Consider the following 25,595-nt stretch of genomic DNA (forward strand, 5'->3'; position numbering starts at 1 on the left):
TACTAGAATTCAGCGTTTGATGAAACATTTAGTAACCAAGTTATATACAAAGTATTTCCAAGTTATGAAATAAGAATTTTCTTTTTTCGTTTTATTTTGTAATTTTTCATATAACATTCATTTTTTTATCAATCTTTTAAATGCTAAATCTATCTCCTAGTTATGGGTGATAGATTCCTTTTTTTATGACAAATGTACAAGCATGTTCAGGACACTTTGATTACTATATGATAATGATTCATTTTAATGAAAGAAAGGAAGTAAACATAAATGGCATCATCATGTAATTGTTCAACATCAACATTAACTTGCTGTCCTGAAAAGGTTTTTGTTCAAGACCAGGTATGTACACCATGGCAAGCAGTAGGAGATGCAACAACCGTTACAATTCCACTTTTTAAAAATAATTTTAACCAAAATATTATAGGAACTGGTTTTGTGAAGTATGAGGTAGGTTCTGTTGCAACACCAATACAGATTTTATTTTTAAACTCTGCTGGAGGCACGATTAATTCTGAAGTTGTAACATTAGGTTCTAGTTTGGCATTTACAATTAGAAGATTTGATGTAATACAAGCCGTTATTCCCATTGGAGCAGATATACTATTTCAAGGTGAGTTTTGTATAACAACACGATATTCTGTTTAATTGAAGAAAATGAGGAGAAAAGCAAATGTGTAATGGATTAAGTTGTTGCTCAACTAAAAATATTTTTCAAGACAAAGTTTGTATAACTTGGCAAGTGAATACACCCGGTATTATCACAATCTTTACAAATAATATCGCTCCAATTATTTCTGCAACAGGCTATGTAAAAAATGATACAGGAACAGATAATATCGTTGTTAATTTTTTAAGAGGAGGAAATGTAATTGATACCCTTACTGTCCCACCTCAAAGTAGTGTAGCTTTCTCAGAAAAGCTATTCGATGAAATTCAAATTGATACTACAGGTTTAACCGGGGTAGTAGAGGGTGAGTTTTGTTTAACGGTTAGATATTCAATGTAATAGTTCATTTTATCTAAATAGTATTGTTCAGAATAATTTTTTGAACAGTCCTATGTAATGAAATGAGGAACGATAATTAATGTATTCTTTTATGAATAATAAAGATGAGAATGGTAATGCAATTCCTTTCGTAAAAGGATTCAATTCCAATTCGAATAAATGTAGTTGTTGTAATAGTTTTTCATGTAATGCGATTAAAAAAGTTGGTCCAACAGGAGTAACTGGCTCAACTGGGGTGACGGGCCCGACTGGAGCAACGGGAATAACAGGAGAAACAGGAGTAACTGGGGTGACAGGAGTATCCGGGCCAAGTGGAATAACGGGAACGACAGGAGAAACAAGAGCAACTGGATTAACCGGTCCAACCGGAGCAACGGGCTCAACCGGAATAACAGGATTAACCGGGTCAACGGGAATAACGGGAACGACAGGAGTAACTGGCCCAACTGGAACAACCGGATCAACTGGGGTGACAGGATTAACCGGATCGACGGGAGTAACCGGCCCAACCGGAATAACGGGAGCGACAGGAGTAACCGGGTCAACCGGTCCGACTGGAATAACGGGAACGACGGGAGTAACCGGTCCAACTGGAACAACTGGAATAACGGGAACGACGGGAGTAACCGGCCCAACTGGAATAACGGGAGCGACGGGAGTAACCGGCCTAACTGGAACAACGGGAACGACGGGAGTAACCGGCCCAACTGGAACAACGGGAACGACGGGAGCGACGGGAGTAACAGGAGTAACGGGAATAACTGGAATAACGGGAGCGACGGGAGTAACAGGAGCAACCGGAGTAACTGGAGCAACAGGATCAACCGGATCAAGTTTTAATACTTCTGGATCGGCAGCAAATACCTCTGGAGCAACAATTGCGATTACACTTTTAGGCCCTTCACCGATACCGTTTCCGAACGCGCAAAATTTATCAGCAGATATAACAGTGAACAACCCAACAGCTACCATTTTTACGATTAATACAAGTGGTAGATATTTAATAACATATCAAGTGTATCCTACATTATCTTTATTAACGACTTTTCAGTTATTTCGAAATGGGGCTGGAGTAGCAGGTACAAATATTTCTGCTGCAGTTGGATTAAGTTTAGTCAGTAATCAAGTGATTATTAATATAAATGCAGGTGATTCGATACAAGTAATGGTGTCTGCTACTTTAGCCGCTACAGTATCGTTAGCAGCTGGTACGACCGCTGCGACAATTTCCATTGTTAGAGTAGGTTAATTAATATTATTTTAATTCAACAAGTGACTACAAGTTATATGAGTAAGATTAATAGTGGTCACTTTTCTTTTTATGTTTTATTTAATACTAAAAATAATGCCTTTTCAGTATTTTAGATACATAGGATATTAACTATAATAAGTGAGGGATAAAAATTGAAACAAAAAAGACCAGATATATCAAACTTACCTAGTATTAAATTACCAGTTTCTTCTCCAACTCTATTACCACCTGTACCTCCGCCAACACCACCTACCCCCCCAACACCAATACCTCCGCCAACAAAATGTGATCCATGTATTCCAATTGATCTATTTGGCAATATTATGATTCAAGATAATCTTGATAAACCAGTTGAACTGTGGAGTTTAGGTGGAAATTTAACTGCTTTAGCAACGATTTCAGTCTATAATAGCGAAGGCAGTACTGGACCGATTACAATCGAAGTAAGTAGCAATATCTGTCATATAATTTCCGTGTTACCAGGTAATACGAGTAGCTATACTAGTCAATATATAAAAACTGTGACCATACTACACTCAGGTCAATCTCCAATTTATTTAGAAGGAAAATATTGTATAACTGGTAAAATTATTGAAAAATAATAAACACATAGTATTTAAACATAAGCTTATTGCATAATCGCATTAAGCTTTTTTTTATTTCCTAAAAAATAGGCGTACTTAAATAAAACACTTTACATATGATTTAAGGAGTAGTATGGTTAGTTACATGAGTAACTAACTAAATAACTAACCAGAAAGGAAGGTGCTAATGAAACCGACATTAGATGAATCACAACCAATATTTCAACAAATTGCGGTGATGATTATGGACGAAATTATAGACGGAAGAATTAAAGAGGGTGAACAAGTGCCTTCAACAAATGAATTATCTCGCTTTTTTAATATTAATCCTGCAACTGCAAGGAAAGGACTTCAAGCATTAGTTGATAAGGAGATAATTTTTAAACAAAGAGGTGTAGGTATGTTTGTTTCTACTGGAGCAAAAGAAAAGTTACTTTTAGAGCGAAAACAGCAGTTTTATGAAGATTATGTTGCACCTTTACTTAAAGAAGCCAAGAGAATTCATTTAAATGAAGAAATGGTAATTGAATTAATAAAGAGAAAAAACGACTCGAATTAGGAGGGGTAAAAATTGATCGAAATTAAAAATTTGACATATGGCTATAAGCATACACCAGTTTTAACGAATTTCAATTTAATTGAAACAGAACCGAGTATTATTGCATTATGGGGAAGAAATGGTACAGGAAAAACAACTTTGATGAGTTTAGTCGCTGGCCATTATAAACCAAACGAAGGTTCAATAAAAGTCTTAGGGGAAGAACCTTATAATAATTTAAATGTTCTTGAGAATATTTGTTATATCCAAGAAAATCATCCATTTGGTCATAATTGGAGAATAGACGATTTATTAAAATACGGAAGGTACTTTCATCCTGAATGGGATCAAGAATTTGCTGAACATTTAGTGCAAGTTTTTGAGTTACCGATGAATAAAAAAATCACTAAGTTTTCAAAAGGAATGAAAACGGCAGTGCAAATCATTTTAGGATTAGCTAGTAACGCAAAAATAACAGTTCTCGATGAGCCAACTAATGGACTAGATGCAGTGAAAAGAAAACTATTTTATGATGCATTATTGGAAAGCTATGAAGAAAATCCAAGACTCATATTACTTTCAACACATCATATCGAAGAAATTCAACCATTATGTGAAACGATCGTTGTAGTAAATGATGGAAAAGTACTATTTCATGAACAAATGGATGTTATGCGGGAGAAAGGTATTATTCTTTCTGGCAATATAGATTCAATAGAACATGTAACGAAAAATATTTCTATACTTGAATCCTCAAAAATCAGTTCGACTAAAAAAGTAATGATCGATGAGTTATTTACAAATGAATGGAAAAAAATCGCTGAAGATCATCATCTTAAAATTGAAAAAGCAACTCTACAAGACTATTTAATAAATAAAACAAAAAACAAAGAGGTGAAAAGATGAACTCGATAAGAGGCACTTATCAACTAGTTTTCGATGAATTGAAATGGTATTTTAAAATATTTTCTTTAATTACTTTGTTATTATCAGTTGTTTACGTACTCGTTAGTTTAATTTTTAATATCCCTTTACAAAGTGGTGCAGCTTTGTTTGGACCGATTTATGGGGGGATTAGTACATTCGCGGTTGCAGGATTGGTCATTCCTTTCCAAGTTGCAATTGGATTAGGTAGTACAAGAAGACAGTTTCTAAAATCTTATAATGTAATGTCAGTATTAATGGTTATTTCAAGTATTACTTATTTAAATATAATGTATTACATTATGAAAATATTATTAGACAAAGGAATAAATAGTTTTCACTTTTACCATCCTGCAGATTTAGTTTCCTCAGAATATCATTTCTTTACGTATTATTGGGTCGACCTAATGGTTGGTTTTATTATACTAGGGCTTTCTTCTTTTATTGCTGTATTAGTTAGAAGATTGGGGATTCTCTATTTTCTACTAACACTAGTTTTAGTTAGTATTTTAATGACCTTTTTATCAATCAATGGAATAAGTTCAGACTTTTATTCTATGATTTTTAATATTAATCCGATTAATTTGTTTACTTTAATTGGATTAGTAGGAATAGTGCTTCAATTATTAACATTTCCAATGATGATCAATGCACCATTAAAAATGAGAGGTAGAAGTTAAAACCGATTCAAGAAAAAGTATGTGGATAGAATGCATACTTTTTCTTTTATAAATTATTAACGAAAAATTCAGTATAATATAGACGAAATACAATAAGTTAGGAGATGAATTGATGACATTTACTATTAAGCCAATTGCGTTTGTTAAAAATTCAAGAAAAGAAATTAAAGACGATAACTGGGGGTCAATTATTTCTGAAATTGAGTTAGTAGAGGAGTTTAATGAAGAAGCATTAAGTGGAATAAGTGATTTTTCACATTTAGAGATAATTTTTTATTTCGATAAAGTAACTGATGAAATGATTCAATATAATGCTAGACATCCTAGAAATAATATTCATTATCCAAAGGTTGGAATTTTTGCTCAAAGAGGTAAAAACAGACCCAATAAATTAGGGCTAACATCAGTAGAACTATTAAAACACAGTGGCCGCATTCTTACAGTTAAAGGGTTAGATGCGATCGATGGAACGCCAATCATTGATATCAAACCAATTATGAAAGAATTTCTTCCAAAAGGAGAGATCAAACAAGCAGAATGGTCAAAGGCTTTAATGGAAAAATATTGGTGAAGAAATTAAAAAAAGATAAAGAGTTTTCTCAAAGGTTTTTTTGGGGAAACTCTTTTTTTGTTTTTATGTAAATAAATTAATCCAACTTTTATTATTTCCTTATAAAAACAATTGATGACAATGTATTTAAGATGCCACTCACATACGCCCTTGCTCTGATCATTTTTATATTGTACTAATAGTTAAAAATTTTTAATTTAAAATTTAGCTAGAACAATAATATAAGGCGTTATTAGTGAATTTCCCCCAAGTTTTTTAATGGGATTTTACATTAAACTACATGAATCTACATTTAGGTAAACGCAATACTTTATTTTTTTATCAGATTTTACTAATATCGACATTTAATTTATTTTATAATTTCCTTCATTCATGAAAATTCCCCCAATACTTTTCAAGAAAAACTCTAGCTATAATCTAAGTTAAGTGATTTTTCTGAAAAATCACATATATTCTTTCTTATTTTAGAATCTTTTAATTAAGAAAAAGTTGGAGGTTATTAAATGAAGGGGTTAAGTAGTAAATTTTTTCAAACCACATCAGTACTAGTTTTAGCTAGCAGTACAATTTTGGGATCGACTATGATTAGTAAAAAGCCAGCATATGCGAACTCAAGTGAAGCAGAAAGCATTCTACAATCACTTACAGCAGAACAAAGGGAGGCTTTGAATCAGTTAGATCTTGCTGGTTCAAAAACAGGTTTGCAATTATCAGATGATATCGACCTATCAAGTGATAAAGATGTTTCTGTAATTGTTGAATTTAAAGAACTTCCTGCTAAAGTAGCACAGTTAGAGAAGGCTGTTGAAGGGGAGTCAATTTCATTAGAAAAGGCGAAGGAAAATGTAACTAAGTCGCATGCTCACTTTAAACAAGAATTACAAGAAAAATTAGGAAATAAAGAGAAAGCAAGTAATGAAGGAATTCAAATTAAATATACATATCAGAATGCGTTTAACGGCGTTTCATTGACACTTCCAGCAAATCAAATTAAGGATTTACTAGATTTGGATACAGTTAAAGCTGTTTATAGTGATTCAATAATACAAATTAAGCCACCGGATGAACCAGTCGAAAAGGACCAATCAAAGGTTGATAGTTTACCATTTTTAAAAATTGATAAATTGCATGAAGAAGGTTTTACAGGTAAAAATATTAAGATAGGTGTTATCGATACGGGTATTGATTATAACCATCCCGATTTAAAAGATGCATACAAAGGTGGTTATGATTTCGTAGATAATGATAATAACCCAATGGAAGCAACATACGATCAATGGAAAGCTTCTAAAAAAGCTGAATTTGTTAATGGCAGCTCATATTATACTGATCACGGTACGCATGTTTCCGGAACGATTGCTGGAAGAGGGAAAAATAATTCTGATTATAAAGTAACCGGAGTAGCGCCTGATTCAGACTTATATGTATACCGCGTATTGGGACCGTATGGTTCAGGTTCTAATTCTGCAGTAATTGCAGGAATTGACCGTTCGGTAGCCGATGGGATGAATGTAATTAATCTTTCGCTTGGGGCCTCTATAAACGATCCATTAGAAGCAACTAGCTTAGCAATTGATAATGCCGTTTTAAATGGTGTTACAGCTGTCGTTGCAGCAGGAAATGCTGGAGATGGTATGTACACACTAGGCTCTCCAGGTGCAGCAGCACTTGCGTTAACAGTAGGTGCGAGTTCTGTACCAACTACAGTTACTACATTCGCAAGTAAATTTTTAGTAAACGGTAAAGGTAAGGATAGTACTCTTCGATTAATGACAAAAAAATGGACAGATGATTTTACTAAAATGTCTGGAAAAACATTTGAAATTGTAAATGTTGGAGAAGGTGGTCCAACAGATTACACAGGAAAAAATGTTCAAGGTAAGATTGCATTTGTTGCTCGAGGGACGTATGCACTTGTTGATAAAATGAACTATGCAAAGCAAAATGGAGCTGTAGGGGTAATTATATACAACAATAATGCCACTGAGGGACAGATCCCGTATTATTTGGGAGAAAGCAATGATAATATCCCGGTATTTTCAATGACAAATAAAGATGGCTTAGCGGTTAGCGATTTATTTAGTAATGGTACACCATCAGTTACATTAGGTAATATTGGTGAAGATGTAATTCCTGGTGATGATTTAGCTAGCTTTAGTTCTAGGGGGCCATCAGGAACTTTATATGATATTAAACCCGAAGTTACAGCACCAGGCGTAGATGTATTATCGACTGTTCCTGCATATATCAATAACAAAAATGATTCAACAGATTATTCTTCTGCATATATGCGAATGTCTGGTACGTCAATGGCAACTCCACATGTTACTGGTATAGCTGCATTATTATTACAAGCTCATCCGGATTATACGCCTGCTGATATTAAAACCGTCTTGATGAATACAGCGGATCCGTTAAGAAGTAAATACAGCGTGTTTGAAGTTGGGGCAGGTAGAGTAGATCCTTATGAAGCGATTTATTCACGTATCGAACTAGGCGTTCAAGATACAACGCCATATTTTAAAAATAATGAAAAAGTAAATATTGATGAGCAAACTGGTGGTCTTAGTTATGGTTTTATTCCTGTAGATAATAATGCTATTTCGAAAACTACAAATATATTAATCACAAATCATACTGATAAAATGCAAAAATATAATATTTCGGTAGAATATAATATCGGTACACGTGGATCTTTGGATGCTAAGTCAAACGGGGTAAGTGTAACAGTACCTAAAGATCTTAAAATGAAGAAGAATAGCCAGGAGATGATTCCTGCAACACTTACGATCCCAACAACTGCAAGTAAAGGAACATATGAGGGCTATATTCATGTTGTGAATGAAAAAGATCCAGACGATCATTATCAAATTCCATTTGGATTCCGTTTAGTAGAAGAAGGCTTTGAATATTTCAAAGTTCATTCACCAAGCATCTCTACAACTCGTGATACTGCACCATATAGCGTTAAGGCGTCTGATTTAGATTTTAAATTAAATTCACCGATGAAAACATTAGATTTTATTTTAGTAGATCCAAAAACTAATAAAGGTTTAGGAATAATTGGTACAATTAATGTGTCAAGTGCAGGAGTTGATAAAGATCTCTATATTCAAAAAGCCTTTACTGGTCGCTATTTTCCATTTACAGGTAATGCTAAGAAACCAGTTGGCTACACATCGATTCAAGCAACACAAGGAATATATAAAATGAAAGTAATTGGTACAAATTTAGACGGAAAACAGTACACCAAAACAGACCAAGTATATATCGATAATAACCGTCCAACATTCACATTAGATGATACAAATGCACTACCTAAAGGTGATCTTCCATTTGTTGAATTAGCACCTGGCCAAAAAACAGTTACATTATCTGGAAATATTATAGATAATGAAGCAACGGAAATGGAAAATAGCGGTATGAATGTTACACAAGCAACTAATAAAGCTTGGTATGGACCAAACGCTCCGGCCATTGGTATTGCTACTGATGCAAATGGTAAGTTTTCCAAAGAAATATCTGTGGATTCTCCAAATCCAGTCAATATGCTCCAATTTGTAGCGTCGGACAGAGCGGGTAATTCAACGATGGCGAAAGTAGTTTACTATATGAAACCAGGAACACAATATATTTATGCCAAACCAAATAAAGAATCTTTTACAATGGGTGATCAATTAACTTATACGTTCTATGCTCACGGTTTGCAAAATGCAAAAGATCTAACACTTAAATTCGATTACACTTCAAGATTTTTTAACTCAGTCGGATTTAATAAAAATAAGGCTTTATCTGATGATACTCAGTTTACAGTTACTTCAACAGGAACTACCAGCAAATCAAATACAATTAATATAAAGGCACCAGGTGATGGTATAACTGGTGATACGCCATTGTTTGATATGCAAGTAGAGACGAACCGAGATACTTTTGTAAACGTTAATACTACTTTTTTCTATATCACTTCATCTTCGTATAAAGATCTAAATGGTAAAACAGTAAACCCGTATACTCAAGTTGGATATTTACCAAGCTACTCAGCTTATTCAGATGCTACTGCAAAAATCAACGCAGCAGGATTGTTAAATGCAAATGGCAGTTTTAACTTTGCAGTTGATTACACTACTATCGGTGCACAAGCAAAAGCAAGAGACTCCAAAGGTCAATACTATACTGGTGAAATTCAAAAGAATGGAAACATAGTATTCAGTAAACTTCCAATTACGGAACAATTATATACAGTCATCATAGATGTCCCAGGTCATTTTACTACTTACACACCTATGGAAATTGGTCGAAAAGATCGTGATATTTTTATTGGTGAAAGTATTTCTTATCCTACTGTAAGAGAAAATGCTGGGGATCTTAATAAAGATAATGTAGTTGATATTTATGATGTAATACTACTCGAACTAAATTGGGGTTCGAATAACCGTAATGCTGATATTAATTTTGATGGTAAAGTTGACTCATTGGATTTCAAGTTACTTGAACCAAATTATTTAAAAGAGAATGATTATGTATTAGATACTCCTACTGGTGTTAAGGAGTATAATGGAAAAACAATTGATTCGATTAAGAAGTCTTTAGGCATCAATTAGATAATGAACCTATCCAATTGGATAGGTTTTTTAGATTGTTGATATTCTTGATGGATTAAATAAAAATGTTAATGGAATCTAAACAATTTTAATTCTATTGAAAAAGACGAAAATTCAGAATGTTTCTCCTTTAGCTTTTATGCTCTAACATTTTGTATTATGATTCAAATAACAAAGTCTTAGTTAGAGAAGTACAAGTATTAAATAAAAAACAATTTGTAAATACAAAATAAAATGCGAGGTGGAGTATGGAAATTAAATATAGAATTGCCTCAACAAATGATAGTTCAGAAATTGCTAGATTATCAGGTCAATTGGGTTACAATGTTGAAAAAGATCAAGTCATTGAAAGATTAAATAAAATATTAGGTCAGAATGATCATGTGGTCATTGTAGCAGAAATTGAAGGTCAACTTATTGGATGGATTCATGCTCACGGACGATATTTGATTGAGTCTCCACCATATGTTGAAATTGGTGGTTTGATTGTTGATAGTACATATCGGGGTCAAAAAATTGGTAAGTTACTAGTGGAAAGATGCGAAGAATGGTCAAAATTATCGGGATTTAAAGAAATACGAGTACGGACAAATGAAACTAGAATAGAGACACTAATTTTTTATGAAAAGATTGGGTTTAAAAATACAAAATCGCAAAAAGTATTTAATAAAGAATTAATTGTATACTAAAAGGATCATATTACTGATTATGAAAACGAATTTGGTAAATTCACTTCGCTTAAGCTTGTAAACAATTGGAGTTTCCTCCATGTTTACAAGCTTTTTTTGTATAATAAAAAAATTTTAATAGCAAATAGTAAGCAGGATGAAAGTGATGAATAGAGCATCTGATGACACATGTTATTCGTGATTGGTTTTAAGTAAAAGGATAAAAAAATATTTAAACATTATAACGTTATATTGACTAACTCGAATTTAGATGTTATTCTACATTGGAATAATAAACAAGGTTGATGTAAACGAATACATTAATCAATTTAGTTTTGTTTACTGAAAAGGATGAGGGGAAATGAAGGATCATTTCGTACTACAGAATGTAAAAATGATAGACGGAAGTTCTGTAGATATCATAGTAGAAAATAAAAAGATTATAGACATTGTAGCTGCTGGAACTGGTAATGGTGAGAAAATAGTAGATTACAAGCATAATGTATTTGTTTCTAGTGGTTGGATTGATCTGCATGTCCATGCATATGCAGAATTTGAGCCATATGGTGATGATGTCGACGAGATCGGTTATAAAACAGGTGTTACAACAATTGTTGATGCGGGTAGCACTGGTGCTGATAATTTGTCCGAATTGGTTAGTAGCTGTAAAAAGTCAAAAACAAATGTTTTCGCATTTTTAAATATTTCGCGAATTGGCTTAAAACGAATTGATGAGTTATCTGATTTGTCTTGGTTAGATGAGGATCAACTCAAAAATACGATTGCAGAGCATAAAGATTTTATTATCGGACTGAAGGCAAGGATTAGCAAAAGTGTAGTAGGTGAGAATGGTGTCGAACCTTTAAAAATAGCGCGTAAGTTTTCTAACGAAACAGATTTACCACTTATGGTTCATATAGGTTCAGGACCTCCAGATATTAATGATGTTCTAAACCTACTTGAAAATAAAGATATTATTACTCACTACTTAAATGGGAAAGCAAATAATTTATTTGATGAAATGGGAAGACCTCTTCCAAATTTTCTAGATGCAATTAATCGAGGTGTTCATTTGGATGTTGGGCATGGCAATGCAAGTTTTTCGTTTAAAACGGCTTTGCAAGCTAAAGAACATGGAATTAAATTCGATACGATTAGTACTGATATTTATCGGAAAAATCGATTGAATGGACCAGTCTATAGTATGTCACATGTTTTATCAAAATTTTTATACTTAGGTTATTCACTAGAAGAGATTATTGATGCAGTTACCGTTAATGCGGCTAAGTGGCTTAATAAGCCGGAACTTGGAAGAATTTCAGTAGGAGATATTGCGAACCTCACTTTATTTACTGTTGAAGATGAAGTGACAACCTTACTTGATTCTGAAGGAGGCAAGCGTAAAGCTGAACAAAAAATCGTAGTAAAAGGAGTGGTTATTAATGGAGAACACGTTGAATGCTAAATATGGTTTGAAAAGGGTAATTAATGCAAGCGGTAGGATGAGTATATTAGGTGTTTCTGCTCCTACGGACACTGTAATGGAAGCGATGAAAATAGGTGGTCAAAATTACGTTGAAATTTCGGACTTAGTTGATAAGGCTGGAATTCATATTGCAGGTCTTCTTAAATCAGAGTCAGCTGTTGTTGTTAACTCAGCTTCAAGTGGAATTGCCCTTTCAGTAGCTGCAATTGTGACAGAAGGAAACAGACGTAAAAGCGAAAGATTACACCAAGAACCAATTCATAAAAATGAAATCATTATGTTAAAGGGGCACAACGTACAGTATGGTGCTCCAGTTGAAACAATGATTTTCCTTGGTGGAGGTAAATTAGTAGAAGTCGGTTATGCAAATGAAGGTAAAGTTGAGCATATTGCAGATGCTATTAATGAAAAAACAGCTGCAATTTTATATGTGAAATCTCATCATGCTGTTCAAAAAAATATGATTTCAGTTGAAGAAGCTTGGGAAGTAGCGCGGGCAAATAATGTACCTTTCATTATAGATGCTGCTGCTGAAGAAGATTTACAAAAATATGTCAAATTTTCTGATTTAGCAATATATAGTGGTTCGAAAGCGATTGAAGGACCTACTTCAGGTATTGTTGCTGGTAAAGAAAAATATATCGAATGGTTAAAAGTACAATTACATTGTATCGGTAGAAGCATGAAAGTTGGTAAAGAAACCACTTTTGGTCTGCTGCAAGCTTTGGATGAATATTTTGTCAAAAAAGATAATAGTGAAAATGAAAAAGCTAGTTTAGAAGTTTTAAAATCACTAGAATCGATCGATGGTTTAAAAGTCACGATTGTACAAGATGAAGCGGGACGAGCTATTTTTAGAGCTCGAATCCAAATTGATCCTGTTGTAACGAAAACTACAGCAAAGGATGTAAATGATCAATTAAAGAATGGTAGTATTGCGATTTACACTCGTGATTACGGAGTTCGTCAAGGATTTTTCGATATTGATCCACGACCACTACAATCAGATGATATTTACGTAATAGAAGCACAACTTAGAGCAATATTAGGAGGAACTGAACAATGACAAATATTGAAAAACGTTTTTATAACAACCGAGTTGCATTAAATGTTTTAGCTAATAGTATTGAAAATGCAGTTGAAGTTTTTGAAGCTGCAGAAGGTCATGTATTAGTAGGTGTTCTTTCTAAAGATTACCCAACTGTAGAGGCTGCAGTTACAGCAATGAAAGAATACGGTGCAGCAATTGATGAAGCAGTATCGATTGGACTTGGTGCTGGTGATAATAAACAAGCAGCAGTTGTTGCAGAAATCGCTAAACATTATCCAGGAAGTCATATTAATCAAGTATTTCCTGCAGTAGGAGCAACTCGCGCTAACTTAGGTGAAAAAGATAGCTGGATCAATTCCCTTGTATCTCCAACTGGAAAAGTAGGCTATGTAAATATTTCTACTGGACCTGTAAGTGCTGCTAGCGAAATAGCGATTGTACCAATCAAATCTGCAATTGCCTTAGTTCGTGACATGGGTGGAAATTCATTAAAATACTTCCCAATGAAAGGTTTAAAACACGTAGAAGAGTTCCGTGCTGTAGCAAAAGCATGTGGTGAAGAAGGTTTTGCCCTAGAGCCTACAGGTGGTATTGATTTAGAGAATTTTGAAGAGATTTTAGAAATTGCATTGGAAGAAAAAGTACCTAAAATTATCCCACATGTATATTCTTCAATTATTAATGAAGAAACTGGAAAAACTAATCCTGAAGATGTAAGAAAATTATTAGCAATCACTAAAAGTTTGGTTGAAAAATATGCGTAAACAAATTGTTGCTTTCGGAGAAGTAATGATGCGATTGCAAGTGCCAGGGTATGAACTACTGGCACAAGCAAACGCATTACAATATTCTTTCTCGGGAACTGGTGTAAATGTTGCTTCTGCGATTACTAAACTTGGTCATGAAGGCTATTTGGTAACAAAATTGCCAAACAATCCATTAGGAGATGCTGCGGTTGCTTTCTTACAGCGATTAGGAATTAATCGAAATTATATAACTAGAGGCGGTAAATATCTTGGACTGTATTTTTTAGAAAATGGTTTCGGACAGCGCTCCAGTCGTGTGACTTATACTAATCGGTTAGAAAGTAGCTTTAATACTGCATCTTATATCGATTATGATCTTGATCTAATTGCAAAACAAGCAGATGTGATCCATTTTTGTGGTATTACACTAGCGATGACAGATGATGTCAGAGAAACAATGAAAATGCTCGCGAAAAAAGTAAAAGAAAATGGCGGATTAGTTTGTTTCGATTGTAATTACAGACCTTCTTTATGGGATGGAGGATATAGTAAAGCAAAACCTCATTATGAAGAAATGCTAGCTTTAGCTGATATCGTGATGATGAATGAGAAAGATGCGATGTATGTTTTAGGAATGGAGACAGAAGGTACTTCCCGGGAAACACAACTGAAAGACCTTATTCCTAAAGTTGCAAAACAATATAACATACAAACTATTGCTGGAACGCACCGAGCAATTAATAGTGATAATTCACATTCATTACGTGGATATATTTACACGAATGGAGAGTTTCACTTCTCGGAAAATACTTCATTTTCCGTATACGATCGAATTGGTGCTGGAGATGCTTATACTAGCGGTATACTACATGGTGTGTTAACTGAGTTTTCACCAGAAAAAACCGTTCAATTTGCTCAAACAGCGGGTATGTTAGCATGTACGATTGTTGGAGATACTCCAATGTCAACTGAAGCAGAAATTTTATCAGCTATGGCTGGGACAATTGATGATATTAAGCGCTAAAAAAGGAGAGGTAAGGGAATGAGTGTGAATCGTAGAAAAGGACCGTTATATTTACAAATTAAAGAGATGATAAAGGATCGAATTTTACACGGAGTTTATCCAATTCACACAAATATTCCCTCTGAACCTCAGTTAGAAGAAGAGTTTAGTGTTAGTAAAATTACGATTAGAAATGCTATAAAAGAACTTGTTCAAGAAGGATACTTAGAAAAGAAAAGTGGTAAAGGAACAAAGGTTATTGCGAATGTAACGAGCGCAAAACTTTCAAAAGGGAAACGTTTTACAGAAATTCTAGTAGAGGAAGGACATCATATTACTAAAAAAGTACTGAGTATAAAAAAGCCGGAAATAACAGCGGATTCTATTCCTTATTCTGTATTTGGTGATAAATATGTCCAAATTGAGCGGATTTATTTACTGGAAAATGAACCATATATTCACTTTACACACTATATTTCAATTGATGTCACAGAAGAAGAAATAGAAGACATACAGATCAGTTCCTTATATCGTTTCTTAGAAGAAAATAATATTCGATTAGAATCTTTCCGAGATGAATTTGCAGTAGCGGTCGCTCCGGATCATGTTTGTGAGATTCTAAATTTAGAAAAAGGCACAACCACATTAAAAAGAATACGTCGTTCTAGTGATGAAGATGGAAATGTTTTAGAAATCAGTGAAGGGTACTATAATACGGCCAAACAAAATTACGTTGTAACTTACAATGATTCAACGCAGTAATGTATCTTCATTATATAAAATGTAAGCGATTACTAAGGGAGAGTGTGAAATAATGGATTTATATTTAATAGGAATTACATTAGTAGCAATCGTTATAGTTATATTAGGAGTATCGTGGTGGAAATGGCATGCATTTATTAGTTTATCAGTAGCTGGCCTTTTCCTAGCCGTTTTTTCTGGCGTATCAATGGATAAAATTGTAACTGCTTATGAAACAGGAGTAGGCGCTGTTCTCGGCCATCTTGTTGGGATTTTAGCTTTAGGTACGATTTTAGGAAAAATGATGTCAGATTCTGGAGCAGGAATGCAAGTAGCTGATTTCTTTATCAAAAAATTCGGCGTAAAAAACCTTCCATGGGCAATGTTGCTTTCAGGATTTATTATTGGAATTCCAGTATTTTTTGAGGTAGGTCTAGTAATCTTGTTACCTCTTGTTATATCAATTCGTAAATCTACCAATTCAAATATTCTATTAATTGGTATCCCAGTACTTGCTGGTTTATCAATCGTACATGGTTTAGTGCCACCACATCCTGGTGCGATGACAGCGATTGGTATTTATAATGCAGACTTAGGACGCGTCCTACTTTATTCATTAATCATTGCTTTTCCAACTGCAATTATTGCAGGTCCTATCTTTTCAAAATGGATTCACAAACGTGTAACGCCAATTGGTGAACCAGAATTAATTCGAGTTGAAACGAAGTCGAATGCTTTACCAAGTACAGGAGTATCATTTTTCATTATTTTACTTCCAGTTTTACTAATGGTGTTAACGGTAATTACACCATACTTATCCCTACCTAGTGCAATCGCTAAATTCTTCATTTTAATTGGTAGCCCTGTAATTGCTCTATTAATCTCTTGTTTTGCAGCATATTACTTATTAGGGTATCGCCAAGGAATGGACAAAACTTTAATCAAAAAATTAACGGATGAATGTTTAACACCTTTAGCTTCAATTATCTTAATCATCGGTGCAGGTGGAGCATTTAAACAAATTCTTATTGAAAGCGGTGTTGGTACTGCCATTGCAACTATGGCTGAACAAATGTCACTATCACCAATCGTACTTGCATTCTTGGTAGCAGGTTTAATAAGAATAGCAACTGGTTCTGCTACGGTTGCTTTAACAACAGCTGCTGGAATTGTTTCACCAGTAGTAGCACATATGACAGGTGTAAACTTAGAATTACTTGTTATTGCAACTGGCGCCGGTTCACTAATGTTTTCACATGTAAATGATGCAGGTTTTTGGTTAGTAAAAGAATACTTAGGATTAACTGTCAAAGAAACATTCAAAACATGGACAGTAATGGAAACGCTTCTTTCGTTTGTAGCGTTTGGACTTACATTAGTATTAGATATTTTTATTTAAGAATAAAGGAAGAGGCTGTCTCAAAAGTCAGGTTAACTGACACGAAAGGCGCCTCTTTTTTCAATATTTATAAGAACGCTTTTTAGAACATCAGATATTATTACCAGAGCTTTGGTGATCTAAAGTAGTGGGGGTATTTCATAATAATTTTCATCTATAGTTAATAAAATCGTACTTTATTTTGGTTATTAGAAGAATTTTATACTATTTTGTATGTGTTAGAGCATATTTGGTAGTTTGCCAATTCAAAGTTGCTAGTATTGTAAAATTATTAACTCGTAATACCCTTACTGGCATAGGTAATTATTCAGTTTATTTGCGATTCTTGATTTTTAATTGCAGATTTGCTAATTTTATTTGCGGTTTTCAAGTTTTAATTGCAGATTTGCAATTTTTATTTGCTATTTTCGGATTTTAATTGCAGTCCAATCTTCTTTTCTAGCATTTCTTCATCTAACTGCATTGTTTCACCCCTAAGTTTCAACTTTAAAGACTCGAAAAAATCAAAGGAAGGAATTGGTAGAAAAACTCTATCAAGATAGTCTGAACAATTATATAATTGTCTAATAGAAGTTCGATGACATCGTTGGTCGATCTAGAAGGGTGTGTGAATGATGAAGACTACTTTTAAAATTGTCCTTATCTGCTTATTGTTTTTTTCAACTAGTAACTTAACTTCCTTCATTCAAACTGTTAAAGCAGCGAATGAACCGTCAAGAATGCTCGGCAAACTAGATATGTTTGGTGATGGTCATAGTGAGCGTGACCATTTCAACTCTGTTACCGTAACGGGCGATGATCATGTGGCAGTAGGTTATTCGGACTCAACAGAAGGTGAATTATTGGGCCTTAATAAAGGGTACGAAGATGCCATCATCGTGAAATATGGTCCGAATGGGAACATCAAGTGGACAAAAACGTTTGGTGGTAGTAGCGGTGATGCATTTAATGCAGTTACAACAGCAGGTGATAGTACAGTAGCAGTTGGCTATGCCGCTTCGAATGATGGTGATTTAACCCTAAAAGAGGGTTATATAAATGCCATCATCGTGAAATATGACCGTGATGGGAACGTTGAGTGGAAAAATGAACTAGGAAGTGTCAATAGTAAAAATTCATTTAACTCCGTCACTGCAACAAGTGATGGGTTTATCACTGCTGGTTATTTGAATGGCGATGCGGTTATCGTCAAATATGATAACAATGGGAACCAAATTTGGCTTAAAAAATTTGGTGGTAGTGAATCTGATATGTTTCACTCAGTTATCACAACAAGTGATGGCTATATCGCGGTAGGAGAAACAAGCTCAGAAGATGGAGATGTAACAGGTCTGACCGAAGGATTTCCGACTGGATTCATCGTGAAATACGACGTAGAAGGGAATGTCATTTGGAAAAAAGCATATGGTGGTCGCCTTTTTTCTTCGTACAATAGCATCATAACAACAGATGATGGAGTTATCATCGCAGGAAAAGCTTCGTCTGATGCATTAATTATAAAATATGATGTAAACGGAAACGTTGTATGGAAGAAAACGTTCGGGGGGAGTGGATCAGATGGTTTTAACGCAGTCACACCAACAAGTGATGGGTTTCTAGCTGCGGGTGGTGCGTTCTCGAATGATGGTGATTTGGACCATCTCAATACGGATGGAGAAGATGCATTACTCGTTCAATATGACCGTGATGGTAACGTTGTGTGGAAAAAAACCATTGGTGGCTCGGTTTATGATGAATTTAACGGTGTCACAACAAATGAACACGGAATTCTAGCGGTCGGTTCTGCTGCTTCTGATGATTATGCCATCATACTTGATCTTCGTCCACTTAATCAAATTCAACAACTAACAGTCGATTACGGTACGGATTTCAAGTTAGTTACCGTTAATCCGGCGGATGCAAGTGAAACCTTTCATTGGACCAGTTCGAATCAGTCAATAGTCTATTCCTATTATAACGGGGGAGTTAGTGTGATAGGTCCCGGTTCAGCGGTATTAGAAGGGGTATCCACGAAAAATAATGAAGAGAAACTGACAATTCCAATCGTCGTGAACGATTATGTCAAAGTCACACTGCCTGAGGACCCACTGTATTTGACAATCGGTACAACAGGGAAACTAACAGCAGAGGTGACACCAGTTGATGCGTCTAATCAAACCATCCATTGGTCATCGAGTAATCCGTCGGTTGCAACCGTTGATTCAAATGGGAATGTAACAGCTATTCAAAGAGGAAAGGTTGCAGTTACAGCGACCTCAGAGGTTGGTGAGTACAAAGCAAGAGTACTCGTTATCGTATCTCTTCCGTATCATAAAGTGAGTTTCAATAGCAATGGAGGTTCGTTCGTTTCGGACAGATATTATGAAGAAGGCAGTCTTTTTGATCGACTAGATATACCGCAGCCGACGAAGACTGGGTATGTATTTGGTGGATGGTATAAGGATGAAAATCTTACAAAACCATGGTACGAATCTAGTGATCGAGTCGAATCAGATACGACACTGTATGCGAAGTGGAACATTCGATCGTACAGAGTGGACTTTAATAGTACGGGTGGAAGTCTAGTAAGTCCGACCACTGCTTACGAAAACACGACCATAACGGCGCCTACACCACCTAGACGAACAGGTTATACATTTGCAGGGTGGTATAAATTGAACGGGACAACACCGTGGGTTTTTTCAAGTGATAAAATCACAGCGAATACAATATTGTATGCCAAATGGACGTTGAATCGATACACAGTGAGCTTTAACAGCACTGGTGGAAGTCAAGTTAATTCGATGACAACAAACTATAACACAATCATTAACGCTCCAACAGCACCAAAACGAACAGGTTATACATTTAGTGGGTGGTTCAAAGATTCAAGTGGGAAAACACCGTGGATCTTTACAAGTGATAAAGTCACAGCAAATACAACGCTCTATGCGAAATGGACAGTTAATCAGTACACAGTGAATTTTAATAGTAATGGTGGAAGTAAAGTTAGTGCGAAAACAACAGACTACAACACCACGATCACAGCGCCAACAGCACCCAAACGAACAGGTTACACGTTTCGTGGGTGGTACAAAGAGGCAAGCTTGAAAACACCGTGGAATTTTTCAAGTAATAAAGTCACAACGAATACGATGCTTTATGCGAAATGGACAGTCACGACACCACCTACACCAAAAAGTATCGTGGTGACAAAATCCAGTTCAACCAGTCTCAAAATCGTTTGGAGTCAGGTAACAGGCACTTCGGGATACGAACTCTATCGAGCAACCAAAAGTAGTGGCTCCTATACGCTAATTAAATCAACAACATCTGTTCAAGTGACGAACTCGAATTTAAAAAGAGGGTCTACGTATTACTACAAGGTGAGGGCTTACAAATTAGTGGGAACGAAAAAAGTATACAGTGGGTGGTCAGTCATCCGATCCGCTAAACTGTAAGTATCAAGTAAAGATGGGAAAACCGAACAAGTCATGAATAGTAGCGCTCAACCTTCGTGTTGAGCGCTTTTTTGTTATGGGACTCTGCGAATTTAGATGATTGATTTTTAGTTGCAACTTACTTGCAAATTAGTCTAGCATGCTAAATGACTTTTGAAATTAAAGTAAAATCATATTAAAATCAGTTGCCCATGTCTCAAATTAATGTTCATTAAAATCTAATGGCCGTAAACTAGCTTCGATCTCAGTGCGTTTAGGCTCTAGAAATGGAGGCAATGCTAACCGTTCACCTAAAGTATCAATATTTTCATCTACATCAAATCCAGGGGTATCCGTTGATAATTCGAATAAAATATGATTTGGTTCTCTGAAATAAAGCGCTTTAAAATAGTAGCGTTCTACTTTTCCAGAATTCGTAATCCCTAGTGAATTTAATTTATCAGCCCATTTATTATATTCTTCTTCGTTCGGTACTCTAAAAGCTACATGATGAACACTACCTCGTCCAGGTCTAGCTCTCGGTAAGTCTGGTCTTACTTCCAAGTGAACTTCTGCTCCAGCACCACCTAGTCCGGTTTCGTAAACTTCTATACTTGCAAAATTCTCTTCAATAGAAGGATAAGTGCCAACTAGTCTAAAACCTAAAACATCCGTTAAAGTTTTACTTGTAGGAATCGAATCTTTTACGGTAAGTGTCACTGGACCTAAGCCAAGTATTCCATGCTCGGTTGGGATATTTGATTTATTCCAAGGAGTACCTGGCGCAACACCTTTTTCACCATTATCTGCTACTAAAATTAATCTGGTACCTTCATAATCTTGAAATGCGAGTGTATCTCGATTTGCTTTTTTAATTATTTTATCATGTGAAATATTAAGCTCTTCAAAGCGATTTTTCCAATAATGAAGTGACTCAGTTGTGGCAACTCTTAATGAAGTTGAAGATACGATCGAGTGACCTGGATATGTAGTTCCTAGATGAGGGATATCAAAAAAGGTTATTTCTGTCCCGGGATTTGCTTTTGCATCACCGTAAAATAAGTGATAACTAGAAGTATTATCTTGATTTACTGTTTTCTTAACAAGTCTCATCCCTAAAACTTTAGTGTAAAACTCGTAATTTTTTTCAGCCTTTGTAGTAAGTAGTGAAACATGATGAATTCCCAATAATTCCACTTTCATCACTCCCTTAAAATTTATCATTAAATTATGACTTGCATAATTTTTATGTACATAGTGTAAATGGCTAGAGATTGAAATAGCGATTTATGTTAAACTGATATCTATTAATTATAATATTCAGATAAATGATACAGAAAGGGGAAAATACTTTGTATTTCGGTTATTTATTAATTTTAATATCTGCAATAGCTTTTGGATTAATGCCTATTTTTGCGCTTTATGCTTATGATCAAAATGTAAGTGTGAATACATTATTATTTTTAAGGTTTACATTTGCGACAATTATGTTTTTTAGTTACTTAGTAGTTCGAAAAAAATTAGTTAAAATTACGAAAAAACAATTAGGATTGTTTGTTTTACTAGGTGGAGTATTGTATATGCTTCAATCAAGTTTTTATTTTAGTTCAGTAAAATATATTCCTGCTTCATTAGCAGCATTAATTCTCTATTTATATCCCATTTTTGTAGCAATTCTATCATTTTTAGTAAACAAAGAGCAATTAACAAAAAATATAATGATATCGATTTTACTATCGTTGGCTGGAATTGTACTAGTGTTGGGAGCTCCAGCGCAAAATATAAATCCATTCGGTATCATATTAGCATTAGCTGCAGCAATTGTTTACTCAATATACATAATTGTTGGTGGGAGGATCTCGATGCATGTACCTCCATTAGTAACAAGTGCATATATTTCCTTATTTGCAAGCATTTCATTTTTACTAGTAGGCGTATCGACAAGCACAATACATATTCACTTTAAATTGATTGGTTGGCTATCAATTTTAGGTATTTCGATTATATCAAGTGTTATCTCAATGGGGACATTTTTTGCTGGTGTAAAACGAATAGGACCGACAAAAGGAGCAGTATTAAGTATGGTTGAACCAGTAGTAACAATCACATTTTCAACCATTCTATTCCATGAAAATATGAGTTTACTGCAAATAATAGGTGGGGCTATTGTACTAGGTGGAGCGCTATTAGTTGTTCTTACTAGTGAGAAAAGAAAGATAGTTGAGAATAAAATGGATTTTTAAATGGTATATGATAAACTGTATTTAGAATCGTAGTTTAATAAAATGTAAATGTTAAAGATGGCTGCTTATGCAGCTATTTTTAATTTGTAAAGGGGTAAAATAGTATGTTTGAATTAAACTTAAAAAATGGAGATCTAGTAAAAGTACGTCAAGCAACAGGAACTGATGCTAAATCAATGATAGAATTTTATAACATCGTAGGTGGAGAAACGAATTTTTTATCATTCGGAGGAAACGAGTTTAAAAGAAATGAAGCTGAATATAAGACATATTTAGAAGATACATTCGAAGAAAAAAATTCAATTATTTTATTAGTTACCAACAATGATCAAATAATAAGTATCGGTTCCATCAATTCCAGTCAAAAGGAACGTACAAAGCATGTTGGTACGCTAGGTATAGTAGTTAAAAAAGAATATTGGGGATTAAGTATTGGGAAATTATTAATGCAATCTTTAATTGATTGGGCTAAACAAAATGATCTAACTCGAAAAATTCAATTAGTTACGAATGAAGATAATCTTAAAGCCATTGAATTGTATAAAAAATTAGGATTTGAAATTGAAGGGGTAATGAAAGAAGATACTTATCTAAACGGAAAGTATTGTAATACTTTAATGATGGGCTTATTTCTTAAATAGTACTGAAAATTAATCTTCTATAATAGAATTTTGCCGACAAAGCTCTGTACTTGGCTAAAATGAATGGTAGAAATCAAGTAAACGTATATTCTAGTAAGTTAGAAATGACTTTCGTTAAAAAGCCTTGTGATAATTAATCACAAGGCTTTTTGCTATAGTAGCGATAGTTTTTAGAAGCACGTAAACGATCTAATTCGTCTTGTATCAATTCCAAAGAAAACCCATCTCCAGCCAATCCATCTCCAGCCTGCAACTGATTGTCTGCCCACGAAGGTTGGAAAGTACCAAAATTGTTCTCCATTATTCAACCAAACATAAGTATTTCTAAATCGACAACCAGCAATTGCACCTGGATCTATTGCGAATGCTGTAGCTTGAGACATTTGTGGAGTGAATGAAGGCGGTGGTGCAGTCGGTTGACCTTGAGCCGTGCCTTGACCTCCGCCACCCGGTTGTCCCGGAAATCCACCCGGTTGCCCTGGGAATCCACCTGGTTGCCCTGGGAATCCGCCCGGTTGTCCTGGAAATCCTGGAAATGTCCGATATTGAGGGAAAAAGTTCATTTTATCAACTCCTTTTTTAGTTTAATCCTTATTAAAGTATGAAAATTAATGTTATTTGTTTGGGCTGATAGTTAAATATCCATTTTAATTAGCGATGTTGGTATTATAGAAAGAAGATTATTATTATGAAGGTTTATAGAATGATCATTTCATATAGAAACACATCAAAGAGAAGACTGATCCACTTCTCTTTTTTAATGTTCATAGATAGGAAATTCTTAGTTCTACTGTAAACCAATTATTTTCTAAAATATAAAGCGCTTTTAGTTAATAACACCTATTTTTACTTTTAAAAGTAAAAAAATTACTCTATAAAGTAAAAAACACTTGCATAATTCTGTAAATTCGAATAAATTAAACTTAAAGGAGGAGAAAAATGGAAAATTTACGCTTGAATGTCGCATTATTACGCCGTAGAGTACCGAATTTGACTACTTCTGCGAAATCTGTTGGACTTCGACCAGCAACTGTTTCAAATTTATGTACTGGTAAAATTCCAATTGGTCGCTCAGAAGTAAGAACACTAGTCGCATTAGCCGCTTTAGCAGAATGTACATTGGATGAACTGATTATTAGAGGGGAGAAGATTGAGATGATTGAAACGGGTATAAAAACGCTTGATTTATTTGCTCCATTAGTAAAAGGTGGTACAGTCGGGTTAGTTGCAAGACCAGGCATGGGTCAATTAGTTGTATTAGCTGAAATGTTATATAAATTAAAGAATGATTCATATTTTACGATTTTACTAAAACCAGAAGGTGAGCATCCTGAAATTGACGATATTTTAGCAGATGTAAATTTAGTATGTTATTCAATTGATGAGGTTTATGAAGCGATTGCAAAAGCGGGAAAAAATGTTGAGTTTGCTTTCGCAGCCGATCGTTCAAACGTCATTACTGGTGATATAAACCGTCTCCAACAAAAATTAGCAGATATCGGTATTGAAGATGTAACTACTTTTTTAGTTGATTTAAAAGGGGAAGCGGTGGATGAAGATTTCCCTTACGGACCCTTAGAAACATTATGGCAGTTTGATGCAGACTTAGCTTTCAGACATAAATACCCTGCAATTAATCCTATTCATTCGACATCTACAGTTTTAGAAGATAATCAACCAGACCATACCCACAACCAAGTGCAAAAAGCAGCTCAGAAATTACTACGTCGATATCGTGAGTTGAGATCGTTTGTTGCAGTACATGGATTAGATTCATTAGCCGAAAATGAAAAATTAACATATAAACGGGGTGAATTATTAGAAGCCTATTTAACTCAACCATTTTTCGTAGCAGAAGAATTCACAGGTACAAAAGGAGCATCTGTTAATTTGCAAAATACTTTACAAGATGTTCGAAAACTAATTGATGGTGCTTACGACTTGATGGAAGTAGATAAAATGAATTTTATTGGTAGCCTGTAGAAATGTAAAACATCATTACTTTAATGAACAGTGTGACGCTTATGCTTGTGTCACAC

The 25,595-nt window shown here is 34.6% G+C and carries 22 protein-coding genes; 20 read left to right on the top strand and 2 right to left on the bottom strand.

Translation table 11 applies throughout. The features are described 5' to 3' along the window. Positions 1-270 precede the first annotated feature (270 nt). The 17 genes from BED47_RS01605 to BED47_RS01685 all read left to right on the top strand — a co-directional run bounded on the left by BED47_RS01605 (position 271) and on the right by BED47_RS01685 (position 20,693). Positions 271-648: a DUF3992 domain-containing protein gene (locus tag BED47_RS01605; RefSeq protein ID WP_069032070.1), complete on the top strand. Its 378-nt coding sequence runs from the start codon at positions 271-273 to the stop codon at positions 646-648. 25 nt (positions 649-673) lie between these two features. Then, positions 674-1,009: a DUF3992 domain-containing protein gene (locus BED47_RS01610; RefSeq protein ID WP_069032071.1), complete on the top strand. Its 336-nt coding sequence runs from the start codon at positions 674-676 to the stop codon at positions 1,007-1,009. Positions 1,010-1,088: 79 nt separating this feature from the next. Continuing rightward, positions 1,089-2,258, top strand: a complete 1,170-nt coding sequence (locus BED47_RS24285) for a BclA C-terminal domain-containing protein (protein ID WP_069032072.1) — start codon at positions 1,089-1,091, stop codon at positions 2,256-2,258. A 155-nt stretch (positions 2,259-2,413) separates the two neighbouring features. Continuing rightward, entirely contained in the window at positions 2,414-2,863 is a 450-nt protein-coding gene (locus tag BED47_RS01620) for an S-Ena type endospore appendage (RefSeq protein ID WP_069032073.1), read from the top strand. 169 nt (positions 2,864-3,032) lie between these two features. After that, positions 3,033-3,404: a GntR family transcriptional regulator gene (locus BED47_RS01625; RefSeq protein WP_069032074.1), complete on the top strand. Its 372-nt coding sequence runs from the start codon at positions 3,033-3,035 to the stop codon at positions 3,402-3,404. A 12-nt stretch (positions 3,405-3,416) separates the two neighbouring features. After that, complete coding sequence (locus BED47_RS01630; RefSeq protein WP_069032075.1) at positions 3,417-4,289, top strand: ATP-binding cassette domain-containing protein; 873 nt, start codon at positions 3,417-3,419, stop codon at positions 4,287-4,289. Next, positions 4,286-4,987 (top strand): hypothetical protein, encoded by a 702-nt coding sequence (locus BED47_RS01635; RefSeq protein ID WP_069032076.1) that lies wholly within the window; start codon positions 4,286-4,288, stop codon positions 4,985-4,987. The genes BED47_RS01630 and BED47_RS01635 overlap by 4 nt, the downstream gene beginning before the upstream one ends. Before the next feature lie 112 nt (positions 4,988-5,099). Then, positions 5,100-5,558, top strand: coding sequence for a tRNA (N6-threonylcarbamoyladenosine(37)-N6)-methyltransferase TrmO (gene tsaA, locus BED47_RS01640; RefSeq protein ID WP_069032077.1), 459 nt, complete (start codon positions 5,100-5,102; stop codon positions 5,556-5,558). 503 nt (positions 5,559-6,061) lie between these two features. Continuing rightward, positions 6,062-10,159: a S8 family serine peptidase gene (locus BED47_RS24290; protein WP_069032078.1), complete on the top strand. Its 4,098-nt coding sequence runs from the start codon at positions 6,062-6,064 to the stop codon at positions 10,157-10,159. A 248-nt stretch (positions 10,160-10,407) separates the two neighbouring features. Further along, the gene (locus tag BED47_RS01650; RefSeq protein WP_069032079.1) at positions 10,408-10,848 is read left to right on the top strand and encodes a GNAT family N-acetyltransferase; all 441 of its coding nucleotides are present in this window, start codon (positions 10,408-10,410) and stop codon (positions 10,846-10,848) included. Between the two features lie 340 nt (positions 10,849-11,188). Further along, entirely contained in the window at positions 11,189-12,292 is a 1,104-nt protein-coding gene (locus BED47_RS01655) for an amidohydrolase/deacetylase family metallohydrolase (RefSeq protein WP_069032080.1), read from the top strand. Then, positions 12,270-13,379, top strand: a complete 1,110-nt coding sequence (locus BED47_RS01660) for a DgaE family pyridoxal phosphate-dependent ammonia lyase (RefSeq protein WP_069032081.1) — start codon at positions 12,270-12,272, stop codon at positions 13,377-13,379. The genes BED47_RS01655 and BED47_RS01660 overlap by 23 nt, the downstream gene beginning before the upstream one ends. Beyond that, the gene (gene dagF, locus BED47_RS01665; protein ID WP_069032082.1) at positions 13,376-14,128 is read left to right on the top strand and encodes a 2-dehydro-3-deoxy-phosphogluconate aldolase; all 753 of its coding nucleotides are present in this window, start codon (positions 13,376-13,378) and stop codon (positions 14,126-14,128) included. Before BED47_RS01660 ends, dagF begins: the two co-directional genes overlap by 4 nt. Continuing rightward, entirely contained in the window at positions 14,121-15,134 is a 1,014-nt protein-coding gene (locus BED47_RS01670; protein ID WP_069032083.1) for a sugar kinase, read from the top strand. Before dagF ends, BED47_RS01670 begins: the two co-directional genes overlap by 8 nt. Before the next feature lie 18 nt (positions 15,135-15,152). Continuing rightward, the gene (locus BED47_RS01675) at positions 15,153-15,875 is read left to right on the top strand and encodes a GntR family transcriptional regulator (RefSeq protein ID WP_069032084.1); all 723 of its coding nucleotides are present in this window, start codon (positions 15,153-15,155) and stop codon (positions 15,873-15,875) included. A gap of 52 nt (positions 15,876-15,927) precedes the next feature. Further along, a complete protein-coding gene (locus tag BED47_RS01680) occupies positions 15,928-17,253 on the top strand; it encodes a GntT/GntP/DsdX family permease (RefSeq protein WP_069032085.1) in 1,326 nt (441 codons plus the stop codon). Positions 17,254-17,864: 611 nt separating this feature from the next. Continuing rightward, the gene (locus BED47_RS01685; RefSeq protein ID WP_069032086.1) at positions 17,865-20,693 is read left to right on the top strand and encodes an InlB B-repeat-containing protein; all 2,829 of its coding nucleotides are present in this window, start codon (positions 17,865-17,867) and stop codon (positions 20,691-20,693) included. Between the two features lie 201 nt (positions 20,694-20,894). Here the strand turns inward: BED47_RS01685 and BED47_RS01690 are convergent, their stop codons facing one another. Beyond that, complete coding sequence (locus BED47_RS01690; protein ID WP_069032087.1) at positions 20,895-21,869, bottom strand: ring-cleaving dioxygenase; 975 nt, start codon at positions 21,867-21,869, stop codon at positions 20,895-20,897. A 155-nt stretch (positions 21,870-22,024) separates the two neighbouring features. On the opposite strand from BED47_RS01690, the gene BED47_RS01695 reads away from it, so the two are divergent. Then, on the top strand, positions 22,025-22,915 hold the full coding sequence (locus BED47_RS01695; protein WP_254664516.1) for a DMT family transporter: 891 nt from the start codon (positions 22,025-22,027) through the stop codon (positions 22,913-22,915). 104 nt (positions 22,916-23,019) lie between these two features. Continuing rightward, complete coding sequence (locus tag BED47_RS01700) at positions 23,020-23,556, top strand: GNAT family N-acetyltransferase (protein WP_069032089.1); 537 nt, start codon at positions 23,020-23,022, stop codon at positions 23,554-23,556. Positions 23,557-23,726: 170 nt separating this feature from the next. On the opposite strand, the gene BED47_RS01705 is transcribed toward BED47_RS01700, so the two are convergent. Next, positions 23,727-24,119 (bottom strand): transporter, encoded by a 393-nt coding sequence (locus tag BED47_RS01705; protein ID WP_069032090.1) that lies wholly within the window; start codon positions 24,117-24,119, stop codon positions 23,727-23,729. Positions 24,120-24,495: 376 nt separating this feature from the next. Here BED47_RS01705 and BED47_RS01710 point away from each other — a divergent pair, with 376 nt between their 5' ends. Then, entirely contained in the window at positions 24,496-25,539 is a 1,044-nt protein-coding gene (locus tag BED47_RS01710) for an ATP synthase beta subunit C-terminal domain-containing protein (RefSeq protein WP_069032091.1), read from the top strand. The last annotated feature ends 56 nt before the right edge of the window (positions 25,540-25,595 follow it).

Origin of the sequence: Gottfriedia luciferensis, from assembly GCF_001712755.1 — a bacterium.
Classification (GTDB): domain Bacteria; phylum Bacillota; class Bacilli; order Bacillales; family Bacillaceae_G; genus Gottfriedia; species Gottfriedia luciferensis_B.